We start from the raw sequence: 13,758 nt of genomic DNA on the forward strand, positions 1-13,758 counted from the left end.
ACTGGAAACTGGCGATGAATCAATCATAAATGAGCCGCTCGTAGCAATTTTGTCGTTCTCAAAACAGATTGTACAGAATATGAAACAGAGCCTATTCGGTGCATTTATTTACAATATTGTTGCCATTCCGATCGCCTGCGGTGTGCTTTATCCTTTTACTGGTTGGCTATTAAATCCGATGATTGCAGCAGTAGCTATGACATTGTCGTCTGTGACTGTTGTGTTAAATAGCCAGAGGTTGTTAAGATAAAAGTAAAAAATAGAGAGCAAAAAAGAATTCTATTTACCTTCGTGTCATTACCAGCCCCAACCATTCAAGGAGTGATAGAGGATCACTATTTAGGTGTCTGCGTTACTGTTAGATTCATCTATTTCAGTATTTTTGAGTAATGTTATTATGCTGAAGCATAACAATCTTATTTTATTGCTTACAGCTCCGTGCCGTAAAACTCCGCTATTTTTGTTCACATCCAACGAAAAAAGAGAAATATAAAAGCCTTGAAGTTTTTACATTTCAAGGCTTTATATTATGTTTGTCTAGATCTGCTGAAATCAATTTGGTGGAGATAATCGGGATCGAACCGACGACCTCTTGAATGCCATTCAAGCGCTCTCCCAACTGAGCTATATCCCCAAAATTGCGAGAGATGATATGCTCTCGCTTTTTTTCTGTCAATCTGAAAACAATGGAAATAGATTAATTGATTAAAAACTAACTAGTTCTGCGCTTCAATAAACGCAATCGCTTTTTGAATACGCGCAAGCGTTCTCTCTTTACCAACTAACTTCGCAGTAATATCCATAGATGGCGACTGCCCTGAGCCTGTTACTGCAAGGCGGAATGGCATACCCACTTTACCCATACCGATGTCAAGCTCTGCGGCAGTTTGGCTCATTGCATCGTGGATATTTTCAACACTCCAATCATCACAAGCGGTCAGTTTTTCCAATAATTTTGCAAGTGGTGCAACTGCTTCCGCTTTGAAGTTTTTCGCTACCGCTTTTTCATCATAGCTATCAAATTCTTGATAGAAATAACGGCTTTGGCTTGCTAATTCTTTTAAGGTTTTTGCACGTTCGCTTAAGACTGGAATGATCTCTGCTAATGCAGGTCCTTGAGAGAAATCAATCCCCTGATCATTCATATGCCATTCAAGGTATTTTGCCACATAGACTGCAGGCAAACTACGCATATAGTGTTGGTTTAGCCACTGTAATTTTTCCGTGTTAAAGGCACTTGCCGATTTGCTGACAGAATGAATGTCGAATAACTCAATCATTTCTTCACGAGTGAAGATCTCTTGATCGCCGTGTCCCCAGCCTAAACGTACGAGATAGTTAATTAAGGCTTCGGGTAAATAGCCATCATCACGATATTGCATTACGCTAACTGCACCGTGACGTTTGGAAAGTTTTTGACCATCATCGCCGTTAATCATCGAAACGTGAGCGTAAGTTGGAATTTCTGCCCCTAACGCTTTTAAGATGTTGATTTGGCGTGGTGTGTTGTTGATATGATCTTCACCTCGAACAACGTGGGTAATGCCCATATCCCAGTCATCGACAACCACACAGAAGTTGTAGGTCGGTGCGCCATCGGTACGGCGGATAATTAAGTCGTCTAATTCGCTGTTGCTGATTTCAATGCGTCCACGCACCGCATCATCAAAAATCACTGAGCCTTCCGTTGGGTTTTTAAAACGAACAACGTGTGGTTCGCTCGGATCGTGTGAATGATCGCCTAAGCAGTGGCGGTCATAACGTGGTTTCTCTTTATTCGCTTCTTGGTTTGCACGCAATTCATCTAAACGCTCTTTTGAGCAGTAGCAACGGTATGCCGTGCCTTCTTCAATCATTTGATCGATCACTTGGTTATAACGGTCAAAGCGTTTGGTTTGGAAATATGGACCGTGTTCCCACGCTAAGTTAAGCCATTCCATGCCTTCGATAATCGCTGCGGTTGCTTCTGGGGTAGAACGCTCAAGGTCGGTATCTTCAATGCGTAATACAAATTCGCCGTTGTTATGTTTAGCATATAACCAAGAATAAAGTGCCGTTCTAGCTCCACCAACGTGTAAATAGCCTGTCGGACTTGGTGCGAAACGAGTACGCACCTTCACATTTGGATCTAAAGGGAAAATGGTTTCAATTTTCATATTATCGCCTATATTTTTTCAGAATTTTCTAAACAAAAAGGTTTCGGTATTTTACCCCTCTTGAGCGGAAATCATAGTGAAAAGTTGACAGTTTAGGTGAATTTTTCAACGAATAGCCAAAAAATAGCAAAAATGGATTGACTGAAAATTTTTGAACTCTATAATGCCAACCCACAACGACGGGCGATTAGCTCAGTTGGGAGAGCACCTCCCTTACAAGGAGGGGGTCACTGGTTCGAGACCGGTATCGCCCACCACTTCAACTTTTGAAGTCTGTTGTTACAATCTAATTTAGTTTGAAAAGGGCGATTAGCTCAGTTGGGAGAGCACCTCCCTTACAAGGAGGGGGTCACTGGTTCGAGACCGGTATCGCCCACCACTTTTTTAAAGTACCAGCCTTTCAAACTTCCCATTAGTTTAAATGCTTATCTTAAGTGGGCGATTAGCTCAGTTGGGAGAGCACCTCCCTTACAAGGAGGGGGTCACTGGTTCGAGACCGGTATCGCCCACCACTTAATCCAAGTGTTTAAACTAGTCGAAACCGCAAGGTATTCGGGCGATTAGCTCAGTTGGGAGAGCACCTCCCTTACAAGGAGGGGGTCACTGGTTCGAGACCGGTATCGCCCACCATTTCACTTTTCATCAATCTCCTTCTTATTTTGCAAATTTTTTGTTTGATCTGACCGCTTATCTTTGACTTTTTACTATTTTTTCGATCTCTGTCGAAAAATTTATCTCTTGTCCTTTCTCTTTTTTATATTTCAATTAGGCTTTTTCTGTTTTTCCCTAAAACTATACGTTTTAAACGTATATTTAACTTAAAAATAGGAGTAGAATAATGAATGTCGCTTTTGTGGAGTTGCCGCCTTTTGAGGAATATAGAAAAAAGTATCTTGACGATGACTCATTTAGATTATTACAAAATGAGTTACTAAAATTTCCCGATAAGGGAGAGCTTATTCAAGGTACTGGGGGACTAAGAAAATTGCGTATTGTGGATATTATTAGACAAAAAGGAAAAAGAGGCGGAGCTAGGGTAATCTATTACTATTACGTGCGAGGGAAACAAGTTTGGTTGTTCCACGCCTACAATAAAAACCAACAAGACGATTTATCTAATGAAGAACGTGTGGTTTTGGCGAATACATTAAGCTATTTAAAATCTTTAGTGAGGTAATATATGGGAAAATTATTTAATGAACTAATGGAAGGGATGCAAGCATTAGAGTTACACTTACAAGGCAAAATTACACTAAAAACCACTGTTGTGGAAGTTCCTGATCCGATAGTGATTACCCCCGAAGAAGTGAAAGCTATTCGTCAGAAATTAAATCTTTCACAAGCCGTTTTTGCTCGTAAATTACACACTTCGGTGAGAACTTATCAAGGCTGGGAGCAAGGAAGAACAAAGCCCAATCCGCAAGCGGTCTTACTATTAAAAATGGTTGAAAAATCGCCAAAAACATTTGAGCAAATTGCGAGCATTTAAGTGAATATCGGCTTGTTTACCGCAAGCCGAACTATTTTTGTGATCCCCATCGAAAAATTCATTATTTCAACTTTTCAAATCTTGTAAAAATCACTAGCCTAAATGAGCAGACAACAGTAGAATTGCCGCCTTTAATTTAACTAAATTCCAGCAAAACTAACCTTTTGCCACAAACCGTGTAACAACGAGGCTTTCAAACAATGTCTGAACAAATTCAAGCAACCGATGCAAGTTGTAATTCAACCAAAACTGAAAAAATTAACTTATTAAACTTAAATCGTCAGCAGATGCGTGAACTATTTGCGGAAATGGGCGAGAAGCCATTTCGTGCTGATCAGCTGATGAAATGGATTTATCATTTTGGTGAAGATAATTTTGATAATATGACCAACATCAATAAGGTGTTGCGTGAAAAATTAAAACGGATCGCTGAGATTAAAGCACCTGAAGTTGCCGTAGAACAACGTTCTGCCGACGGCACAATCAAATGGGCGATGTGGGTTGGCGATCAGCAAATTGAAACGGTATATATCCCAGAAGATGATCGTGCTACCTTGTGTGTTTCTTCGCAGGTGGGTTGTGCCTTGGCTTGTACTTTCTGTTCAACGGCACAGCAAGGCTTTAACCGTAATTTAAGCGTATCTGAAATTATCGGGCAGGTGTGGCGTGCATCAAAAATTATCGGTAACTTTGGTGTAACGGGCATTCGTCCGATTACCAATGTGGTGATGATGGGAATGGGTGAACCATTGTTGAATATGAATAACGTTATTCCAGCAATGGAAATTATGTTAGACGATTTTGCTTATGGTCTATCTAAACGCCGTGTGACTCTTTCAACATCAGGGGTTGTACCAGCGTTAGATAAAATGCGTGAGCAGATTGATGTTGCATTAGCGATTTCATTGCACGCACCAAACGATGAACTGCGTAATGAATTAATTCCACTGAATAAAAAATACAACATTAAAATGTTAATTGATTCAGTGAATAAATACTTAGAAGTATCAAACGCTAATCACGGTAAAGTGACGATTGAATATGTGATGCTAAGCCACGTCAATGATGATGTGGAACACGCTCATCAGTTGGCAGATGTATTGAAAAATACCCCAAGTAAAATCAACTTGATCCCGTGGAACCCGTTCCCAGAAGCACCCTATGCGAAGAGTTCAAATACGCGTATTGATCGCTTCCAAAAAACCTTGATGGAATATGGCTTTACGGTGACAGTGCGTAAAACTCGTGGTGATGATATTGATGCTGCCTGTGGGCAACTTGCGGGTGATGTGATTGACCGCACTAAACGCACCTTTGAAAAACGTAAATTCGGCGAAGGGATTGCGGTTCAAAATCAGTAGTATATTTCAAGGTAGGGACACACTGCGTGTGTCCGTTCCAACAATCGTAATTCGTATCGGCGGACACACGCGGTGTGTCCCTACATAGAGGGAAGTCAAATGACCTTTGCAAAATTTTTCCGTAATTTGACCGCTTGTAGCGTGGCATTATGGCTTGTTGCTTGTGCGAACCAAACTACTCAGGTGGATTTTAACCGCTCGGAAGCCGTCAAAGCTCGCATTAATTTGGCCCTTGCTTACCTTGAACAATCTGATTTTCCAAAAGCGAAAGAGAACATTGACAAAGCGCTTGAACACGATGTAAAAGACTACCTACCGCACTCTGTGCTTGCCTATTATTACCAACAAACTGGCGATAACCAAAAAGCAGAAGAAGCCTACCAGCAAGCCTTGAAGTTAAGTAAAACACAGAGCAAAAACAATCAAGTTCGCCCTGATGTATTAAATAACTACGGTACCTTTCTGTGCAAACAAAAGCTGTTCGACAAAGCTTATCAGCAATTTGAAACGGCATTAACCAGTCAAGAAGCCTATTACAATCAAGCAGATACACTAGAAAATATCGCCTTATGTGCCAATATGAAGAAGGATATTGAGAAGCAAAAAACAGCACTATCTCAACTTGAGAAAATAGATAAATCAAGAGCAGAACGACTATATAATTTCATGGAGATTAGATAGGCTTATTTTCTTAAACTAGCGTATAATTCGCTCAATATTTTATTTTAGCTAGGATATGTTATGAACCATCTTCCAATTGCAAATGAAGCTCTACATCTTTATACACAAGCTATTTCTCGCCTCAATCAACACTTATCTGAAGCCTTTAATCAAGCCGTTGATATGATATTAAACTGCGAAGGACGAGTTGTAGTTGCAGGTATTGGTAAGTCAGGATTAGTTGGTAAGAAAATGGTTGCAACCTTTGCTTCAACAGGCACACCAAGTTTCTTTTTACACCCAACGGAAGCCTTTCACGGCGATTTAGGTATGTTGAAACCGATTGATGTAGTGATTTTAATCTCTTACAGCGGTGAAACTGATGATGTAAATAAACTGATTCCAAGTTTGAAAAATTTTGGGAATAAGATTATTGCAATGACGGGAAATCTGCAATCAACATTGGCTCGTCACGCAGATATAACCCTTGATATTAGTATTGAGCGTGAGGCCTGTCCAAATAATCTTGCCCCGACGACCTCAAGTTTAGTGACTATGGCATTGGGCGATGTCTTAGCGATTGCTCTGATTAAAGCTCGAGATTTTAAAGCGGAAGACTTTGCTCGTTTCCACCCTGGTGGCAGCCTTGGTAGAAAGTTGCTTTGTCGTGTGCGTGATGTTATGCAGAAAAAATTGCCTATTATCTGTCCGCTTTGTAGTTTTAGCGATTGCTTGAATGTAATGAATGAAGGACGAATGGGGGTAGCTATTGTTATGGAAAATGAGCAATTGCTGGGTATTATTACCGACGGTGATATTCGTCGTACACTTGCTAAATTTGGTGCAGAAAGCCTGAATAAAACGGCTCAAGAGATTATGAGCTGTAATCCAAAAACGATTTTAGATAGCACTTTCCTTGCTCACGCAGAAGAGTATATGAAAGAGAAACATATTCACTCATTAATAGCGGTCAATGAAGCAGGAAAAGTTACGGGCATTGTGGAGTTCGCAAGCTAATGGCAAAGTCAAATTATATTACTCGTTCTGGTTGGCAAGCATTAGACCAAGAGCTGAAATATCTTTGGAAAGAGGAAAGACCCAAGGTAACACAGGCAGTATCTGAGGCTGCAGCATTAGGTGATCGCAGTGAAAATGCGGAATATATTTATGGTAAACGCCGTTTGCGTGAGATCGATCGCCGTGTACGTTTTTTATCCAAACGTTTGGAAGTACTACAAATTGTCGATTACCACCCTTCTCAAGAGGGTAAAGTCTTTTTTAGTGCTTGGGTTGAACTAGAAAATGAGGAAGGTGAAATAAAGCAGTATCGGATTGTGGGCTGTGATGAATTTGATCCAGCAAAACAATGGATTTCGATTGATTCCCCCGTTGCAAGAGCATTAATTGGCAAACAAATTGATGATGAAATTCAAGTTGAAACTCCTGCTGGAAAAGTGATGCTCTATATCAATAAAATTTGGTATGAAAAAAAACTAACCCTATGAAAAGTTTAGCCTTTATTCAAGAAATGCTATAAATTCATCGTTTTGATTAGTAACTAGGCAAGCGGTCTGTAATTTTAATTTTTTTGCAAAAATAATTTGACATATTTCCAGAACCTAGTAATATGCACGCCCACAGACACAGTGAGTGGTGAGATGGCCGAGCAGGCTGAAGGCGCTCCCCTGCTAAGGGAGTATGGGGTTAAAAAGCTCCATCGAGGGTTCGAATCCCTCTCTCACCGCCATTTACTTTATCACGCACCCGTAGCTCAGCTGGATAGAGTACTCGGCTACGAACCGAGCGGTCAGAGGTTCGAATCCTCTCGGGTGCGCCATTTTATTTTTTTATTTATCAGGATAAAATGGTTGCTGATAAAATAAATAACACCGTTTCTTTTCAAATACGCACCCGTAGCTCAGCTGGATAGAGTACTCGGCTACGAACCGAGCGGTCAGAGGTTCGAATCCTCTCGGGTGCGCCATTTCAAACTAACTTCCTAATTTCATTTAGTATCATTAAAACGGTTTTTATGCTGACTTTTGCACATCAAGAACATATTCGTACATACTATTCCGATACTCGTAATATTCACTTTCAATTGCCTCATCTTTCAAGCAATCAATCTGTGGACGTTTGCGTAATTGGTGCAGGCTTTTTAGGGCTTTCTACCGCACTGGAGCTGGCAGAAAAGGGTAAGAATGTGATTGTTGTTGAAGGTGCTAGGGTTGGGTATGGTGCATCGGGACGTAATGGTGGACAAGCAATCAACGGTTTTGAAGAAGGGATTGATGAGTATATTGAACAAGTTGGCGAAGAAAATGCTCGTAAACTTTGGAATATGTCCCTTGAAGCGCTCGATATTATTGACGAGCGTGTCAAAACCTACAACATTCAATGTGATTGGAAGAAAGGCTATGCAACACTTGCATTAAATCATCGTCGAATGGACGATTTGATTGCGATTGAAAAAGAGAGCCGTGAACGCTTTGGCTATCAACATATGCAACTATGGGATAGGGCAAAGTTAGAACAGCATCTAGGCAGTAAAATTTATTGTGGGGCGTTATACGATAGTCAATCTGGACATTTACACCCATTAAATTATTGTCTAGGGTTAGCGGCAGCCTGTTTAGAGCAAGGGGTCACCATTTACGAACACACTCCAGCCCTTGATCTACAATTTTCAGGTAAACAAGTTAAAGTTATTACCCCACAAGGTACTATTACCGCAGATAACGTCATATTGGCAACAAATGCTTATATCGACGCTAAATCTAATAAGAAAATTGGTTTTAAACTTGCACGCAAAATTCTCCCTGTGGAGAGTTTTATCATTGCGACTGAGCCATTAACTCAAGCAATGGCGGATAGTGTTATCAATAATGGTATGTCTGTCTGCGATAACAATATTTTGCTCGATTATTACCGCTTGAGTGCGGATAATCGCTTACTCTTTGGTAGTGACTCCAGTTCTAATGTTGATATGATGGCAAAAATGCGTCGCAATATGCTTGATGTGTTCCCTCAGCTTGAAGATGTCAAAATTGATTATGGTTGGGGTGGTCCGATTGATATGACATTAAATGCCTCTCCTCACTTTGGTCGAGTGAAATCTAATGTTTATTTTGCTCACGGCTTTTCAGGTCACGGTGTTGCATTAACAGGACTTGCTGGTCGTATTATCGCTGAAGCCATTGAAGGCAATGACGAACGCTTGCGTATTTTTGAAGCCCTGAAAGTGCCAAGTTTATTTGGTGGAAAGCTTGTCAAACAAATGGCACTTAAAATTGGGGTGAATTATTATCGTTTTTTGGATCGATATAGATAGGATAGAGCATAGTAGACAAACTTCAGGAATACTTTCAATACTATGCCTAGCCAAGTTATATCAAGTGTACTTAAAAACATCTAACTAATGTTTTGCGTGTGCGACGCTGTTTAATAATTTATCCGTATAAGCCACGCCAATTGCAGATAAAATAAAGCCAATATGGATTAATAATTGCCACATCATTGTTTCAGGGCTTAAGTTTGCAGCGTTGATGAAGGTTTGCAGTAAGTGAATTGATGAAATACTGATAATCGCCATTGAGAGCTTCACTTTCAGTACCGAAGCATTCACGTGATCGAGCCATTCTGGCTGGTCTGGGTGGTTATCGACATTTAAGCGTGATACAAAGGTTTCATACCCCCCGACAATCACCATAATTAATAGGTTTGCAATCATTACCACGTCAATAAGATTTAACACTGCTAGCATAATAGTGTTTTCGTCCATCACACCGAGATTAACCACTAAATTCCATAAGGATTTTAAGAATTTATAGGCATAAATCCCTTGTACCACAATTAAACCTAAATAAATAGGAAGTTGTAACCAACGGCTTGCAAAGATAATTTTGCTAAAAATACTTTGTTTTAACTGAATGTTGTTTAATGTATTCATAGTTGTTTCTCAATAAAATAAAAGCGGTGAGATTTTAACAATTTTTTGTAAAAGAATTAACAAATCTGACTGCTTGAATCAGGGTAAATTATTTACGGAATTGTTTTCCATCATTCCACGAAACCGTATATTCTGTCGGTAAGCGGACGCTTGGTAAGGCTGGCACAGCCGCTTTGCCAATCGCTAATAACATCACTGGGGCATAACGTTCGCTGTCAATTTCTAGGACTTCTAACACTGCCTTACGATCAAAAATACCAATAGCGTGGCTATCGTAACCTTTCTCTTTGACAACTAACATTAGCTGCATTGCCGCTAAACTCGTATCAATCAACACTTGATCTCGAATATCCTGTGTGCTGAGTGTATTGTGTACGCCCATTAAGAAATTAAAGAAATTTTCGCGAAAATTTTGGTGTAAACAGCCGCTTGCAATAGAATGATCTAACACATCGCCAAGTAACTTTTCATAATGAAGATCCGCCAAAATGACGACTACCGCTGAAGCACTTTCACAAGGCGGTGTGTTAAAGGTGACTTTATCCAACAGTTTCTGTTTTTGTTCTGCCTGATCCAATATCACAAACCGCCACGGTTGAAGATTGGCTTTTGATGGAGCAAGCTGGGCAAGTTCGATCATTTCGGTGAGTTCTTCACGGCTAATCTGAACTTGATTATTGAACATTTTTATTGTTTTGCGTTGTTTGATGACATCAATAAGTTGCATAACATCTCCTTTTTAATTTGCCCAAGCCTCTGGAGTGAGGCGTTTGCCAAAATGGCTTTCGATTAAACGTATTGTGATTGGGTGTTGAGGGTTCAATAGCACTTCTTTGGTACTGCCATATTCGACCACTTCACCTTGATCCATTACCATCAATTTATCTGCGATATGCTTAATCATACCGAGATTCTGTCCAACATAGATATAGGATAATCCTAAACGTTCCTGTAAATTTAACATTAGGTTAGTTAATTGTGTTTTCACCGAAAAGTCTAAGGCACTGAGTGTGTCGTCAATAATGATAATTTCAGGATTGAGAATCAACGCTCTTGCTAATGCAATCCGCTGTTTTTGGCTACTTGATGCCTCTTTTATATGAATCAAGGCGTGTTCAGGATACAAACCAACTAATTTTAAGGTTTTAAATATCCGTTCGTTACGTTTTTCTTCAGAAAGATGGGTAGCAAGTTTCAGTGGCGAATCCAAAATCTGCCCGATATTATAATTGGGATCAAAGGCATCATTTGGATCTTGGAAAATCATTCTGATCTTCTTCGCTCGAAAAGCGTAGTCACCGTAGGTCAATTCGTGATCTTTGAAAAACATTTTGCCCGACGTTGGTTCAGTAATACCTACGAGCATTTTGGCTAAGGTGGATTTCCCCGCTCCGTTCGCCCCGATAATCGCAAGGGTTTCTTGGTGATATAAGCTAAAGGAAACATTTTTTACCGCATAAAAATCTTGCTTACGGAAAATGCCAATGCGATCAGTAAAGCGTTTACTGACGGACTGAATATCAAGAAGTGGAAGTGCCATAGTTATTTTGAAAGGCTAAGAAATAATCCCTTCCCCCGTTTACGGGGTAAGGTTAGGGTGGGGGGAATTACAACGATGTTACAAAATTTTCGTTTAAATTAATTGCCCCCTTCCGCCTTCGGCACCTTCCCCCGTAAACGGGGGAAGGGAAACGAAAAGCTATATTTAAAAATTACAATACATCTACACAATTTAAGTCAATGAAAGATTGCTCTAAGCGTTTAGACATAGACTCTTCCATTTTGCGTAACCAAACGCGTGGATCGTAGTATTTTTTGTTTGGTGAATCAGGGCCTTCTGGGTTACCTAATTGACCTTGTAAGTAATCTTTGTTTGCATTGTAGTAATCTAAAATACCCGCCCAAGATGCCCATTGTGTATCTGTGTCGATATTCATTTTGATTGCACCGTAGCCAATTGCTTCACGGATCTCTTCTTGTGAAGAACCTGAACCGCCGTGGAATACGAAGTCGATTGATTTCGCAGGTAAGCCACGCTCTTTAGATACGAACTCTTGTGATGCACCTAAGATAGATGGTTTTAATTTTACGTTACCTGGTTTGTAAACACCGTGTACGTTACCGAACGCTGCTGCAACAGTGAAACGTGGACTTACTGGGTTTAATGAATCGTAAACGAATAACACATCTTCTGGTTGTGTATATAAACGTGACTCATCAACATCGCTGTTATCTACGCCATCTTCTTCACCACCAGTGATACCGATTTCGATTTCAAGGGTCATACCGATTTTGCTCATACGCTCTAAGTATTTTTTGCAAATTTCCATATTTTCTTCGATTGGCTCTTCTGAAAGATCAATCATATGTGAAGAGAATAATGGACGACCTGTTTCAGCGAAGTGTTTTTCACCTGCGTCTAACATACCGTCAATCCACGGAAGTAGTTTTTTCGCAGCGTGGTCTGTGTGAAGAATAACGGGCACACCGTACTCTTTCGCTAATTCGTGAACGTGTTTTGCACCTGCAACTGCACCTAATACATCTGCACGAGCACCACTTGCTGGTTTGATACCTTTACCAGCGTAGAATTGAGCACCACCATTTGAGAATTGCACGATAACTGGTGCTTTAACGCGTGCTGCAGTCTCTAATACTGCGTTTACTGAGTCTGAACCTACGCAGTTTACCGCAGGAAGTGCGAAGTTGTGTTCTTTTGCATAAGCAAAGATTTTTTGTACGTCATCACCTGTTACAACACCTGGTTTTACGATGTCTAATAATTTTGCCATTTTGATTTACCCTCAATAATTCACAATTTGTAGGGACACACTGCGTGTGTCCAGTCAGGATTTAAGTAGCGGACACACGCAGTGTGTCCCTACGAGAATGTTTAATTAACCGTTTGCACGTTTCTCTAAAATTTCAACCGCTGGTAAGATTTTGCCTTCTACGAACTCTAAGAACGCACCACCACCTGTTGAGATGTAAGAGATTTTATCTGCGATACCAAACATATCAATTGCTGCTAATGTGTCACCGCCACCTGCGATTGAGAATGCACCATTTGCTGTCGCATCAACGATAGCTTGAGCAACCACTTCTGTACCTTTACGGAAGTTAGGGAACTCAAATACACCAACTGGGCCATTCCAAAGGATGGTTTTCGCATTGCGGATAATTTCTGCTAACTCTTCTGCTGATTTATCGCCGATGTCAAAGATGGATTCTTCTGCAGCCACTTCGTTTACTGATTTATGCGTTGCCGCAGCAGCGTCAGAGAACTCTAAACCAACACGCACATCAACTGGCACAGGAATGTTTGTTGCTTTAGATAAACGTTGTGCTTCAGGAATTAAATCCGCTTCGTATAATGATTTACCTACATTGTTGCCTTCTGCTGCAATGAACGTATTTGCGATACCACCGCCCACGATTAATTGGTCAGCGATTTTTGAAAGGCTGTCTAATACAGTCAATTTAGTTGAAACTTTTGAACCACCCACAATTGCTAACATTGGACGTTGTGGCTCTTTTAATGCTTTACCTAAAGCATCTAATTCTGCTGCAAGTAATGGGCCTGCACAAGCAACTGGTGCGTATTCTGCTACGCCGTAAGTTGAGCCTTCCGCACGGTGAGCTGTACCGAATGCGTCCATTACAAACACATCACAAAGTGTTGCATATTTTTTCGCTAACTCAGGATCATTTTTCTTCTCACCTTTGTTAATACGCACGTTTTCAAGCACCACGATTTCGTTTTCTTTTACATCAACGCCATCTAAGTAATCACGCACTAAACGAACAGGAACACCTAAATCTGAAGCATTTAAATAATCAACCACAGGTTGTAAAGAGTTTGCTTCTTCAAATACGCCTTCGGTTGGACGACCTAAGTGCGACGTCACCATCACTTTAGCCCCTTTTTGTAAGGCTAATTTTAAGGTTGGGATTGTTGCACGGATACGAGCGTCTGATGTGACTTTGCCATCTTTAACTGGCACGTTAAGGTCTGCACGAATGAAAAGGCGTTTGCCTGCTAGGTCAAGATCTGCCATTTTTTTTACGGACATAGTTAGTTCCTCTTTTGATTTTCAAAAATAAAAAACGGGGCGATTATATCAGTTTCAATTATATTTTGGG

At 40.4% G+C, this 13,758-nt stretch carries 13 protein-coding genes, 8 tRNA genes and 1 pseudogene; 15 read left to right on the plus strand and 7 right to left on the minus strand.

Features of this window, described 5'->3' with window-relative positions; translation table 11 throughout:
* A pseudogene (locus tag B0183_RS10660) lies at positions 1 to 250 on the plus strand (cation-transporting ATPase PacS); the annotation flags it as partial.
* A 308-nt stretch (positions 251 to 558) separates the two neighbouring features.
* On the opposite strand, the gene B0183_RS10665 reads toward B0183_RS10660, so the two are convergent.
* Together B0183_RS10665 and gltX are read right to left on the minus strand one after the other, a co-directional pair.
* A tRNA-Ala gene (locus B0183_RS10665) sits at positions 559 to 634 on the minus strand.
* Positions 635 to 716: 82 nt separating this feature from the next.
* Positions 717 to 2,156 carry a glutamate--tRNA ligase gene (gltX, locus tag B0183_RS10670; RefSeq protein ID WP_035520877.1) on the minus strand — a complete coding sequence of 480 codons (1,440 nt, stop codon included), beginning with the start codon at positions 2,154 to 2,156 and terminating at the stop codon, positions 717 to 719.
* A 181-nt stretch (positions 2,157 to 2,337) separates the two neighbouring features.
* Between gltX and B0183_RS10675 the strand changes: the two genes are divergently transcribed.
* From B0183_RS10675 to B0183_RS10740, 14 genes are all read left to right on the plus strand, one after another.
* Positions 2,338 to 2,413: transfer RNA gene (locus B0183_RS10675), tRNA-Val, on the plus strand.
* A gap of 46 nt (positions 2,414 to 2,459) precedes the next feature.
* Positions 2,460 to 2,535 (plus strand) — tRNA-Val (locus B0183_RS10680).
* 57 nt (positions 2,536 to 2,592) lie between these two features.
* Positions 2,593 to 2,668 (plus strand) — tRNA-Val (locus B0183_RS10685).
* Between the two features lie 42 nt (positions 2,669 to 2,710).
* Positions 2,711 to 2,786 (plus strand) — tRNA-Val (locus B0183_RS10690).
* A gap of 208 nt (positions 2,787 to 2,994) precedes the next feature.
* Positions 2,995 to 3,333, plus strand: coding sequence for a type II toxin-antitoxin system RelE/ParE family toxin (locus B0183_RS10695; RefSeq protein ID WP_021115585.1), 339 nt, complete (start codon positions 2,995 to 2,997; stop codon positions 3,331 to 3,333).
* A 3-nt stretch (positions 3,334 to 3,336) separates the two neighbouring features.
* Positions 3,337 to 3,645: a helix-turn-helix domain-containing protein gene (locus tag B0183_RS10700; protein ID WP_005710405.1), complete on the plus strand. Its 309-nt coding sequence runs from the start codon at positions 3,337 to 3,339 to the stop codon at positions 3,643 to 3,645.
* Positions 3,646 to 3,845: 200 nt separating this feature from the next.
* Positions 3,846 to 5,006 (plus strand): bifunctional tRNA (adenosine(37)-C2)-methyltransferase TrmG/ribosomal RNA large subunit methyltransferase RlmN, encoded by a 1,161-nt coding sequence (rlmN, locus tag B0183_RS10705; RefSeq protein WP_010786053.1) that lies wholly within the window; start codon positions 3,846 to 3,848, stop codon positions 5,004 to 5,006.
* A gap of 99 nt (positions 5,007 to 5,105) precedes the next feature.
* Complete coding sequence (gene pilW / locus B0183_RS10710) at positions 5,106 to 5,687, plus strand: type IV pilus biogenesis/stability protein PilW (RefSeq protein WP_005710402.1); 582 nt, start codon at positions 5,106 to 5,108, stop codon at positions 5,685 to 5,687.
* A 60-nt stretch (positions 5,688 to 5,747) separates the two neighbouring features.
* Entirely contained in the window at positions 5,748 to 6,683 is a 936-nt protein-coding gene (locus B0183_RS10715; protein ID WP_005710401.1) for a KpsF/GutQ family sugar-phosphate isomerase, read from the plus strand.
* Positions 6,683 to 7,171 (plus strand): transcription elongation factor GreB, encoded by a 489-nt coding sequence (greB, locus tag B0183_RS10720; RefSeq protein WP_021115584.1) that lies wholly within the window; start codon positions 6,683 to 6,685, stop codon positions 7,169 to 7,171. Before B0183_RS10715 ends, greB begins: the two co-directional genes overlap by 1 nt.
* A 147-nt stretch (positions 7,172 to 7,318) precedes the next feature.
* Positions 7,319 to 7,413, plus strand: a tRNA-Ser gene (locus B0183_RS10725).
* Positions 7,414 to 7,426: 13 nt separating this feature from the next.
* A tRNA-Arg gene (locus B0183_RS10730) sits at positions 7,427 to 7,503 on the plus strand.
* A gap of 70 nt (positions 7,504 to 7,573) precedes the next feature.
* Positions 7,574 to 7,650 (plus strand) — tRNA-Arg (locus tag B0183_RS10735).
* A gap of 48 nt (positions 7,651 to 7,698) precedes the next feature.
* Complete coding sequence (locus B0183_RS10740; RefSeq protein ID WP_021118667.1) at positions 7,699 to 8,997, plus strand: NAD(P)/FAD-dependent oxidoreductase; 1,299 nt, start codon at positions 7,699 to 7,701, stop codon at positions 8,995 to 8,997.
* An 84-nt stretch (positions 8,998 to 9,081) separates the two neighbouring features.
* Here the strand turns inward: B0183_RS10740 and B0183_RS10745 are convergent, their stop codons facing one another.
* The 5 genes from B0183_RS10745 to B0183_RS10765 form a co-directional block, all read right to left on the minus strand.
* Positions 9,082 to 9,615 (minus strand): TIGR00645 family protein, encoded by a 534-nt coding sequence (locus B0183_RS10745; protein ID WP_010786060.1) that lies wholly within the window; start codon positions 9,613 to 9,615, stop codon positions 9,082 to 9,084.
* Positions 9,616 to 9,703: 88 nt separating this feature from the next.
* Positions 9,704 to 10,342, minus strand: a complete 639-nt coding sequence (locus B0183_RS10750; protein WP_078208778.1) for a nitroreductase family protein — start codon at positions 10,340 to 10,342, stop codon at positions 9,704 to 9,706.
* Between the two features lie 12 nt (positions 10,343 to 10,354).
* Positions 10,355 to 11,155 (minus strand): peptide ABC transporter ATP-binding protein, encoded by an 801-nt coding sequence (locus B0183_RS10755; RefSeq protein WP_005710396.1) that lies wholly within the window; start codon positions 11,153 to 11,155, stop codon positions 10,355 to 10,357.
* A 172-nt stretch (positions 11,156 to 11,327) separates the two neighbouring features.
* Entirely contained in the window at positions 11,328 to 12,407 is a 1,080-nt protein-coding gene (gene fbaA / locus B0183_RS10760; protein WP_021117803.1) for a class II fructose-bisphosphate aldolase, read from the minus strand.
* A 105-nt stretch (positions 12,408 to 12,512) separates the two neighbouring features.
* Positions 12,513 to 13,688, minus strand: coding sequence for a phosphoglycerate kinase (locus B0183_RS10765; protein WP_044009168.1), 1,176 nt, complete (start codon positions 13,686 to 13,688; stop codon positions 12,513 to 12,515).
* Positions 13,689 to 13,758 lie beyond the last annotated feature (70 nt).

Origin of the sequence: Glaesserella parasuis, from assembly GCF_002015085.1 — a bacterium.
In the GTDB taxonomy this organism is placed as follows: Bacteria; Pseudomonadota; Gammaproteobacteria; order Enterobacterales; family Pasteurellaceae; genus Glaesserella; species Glaesserella parasuis.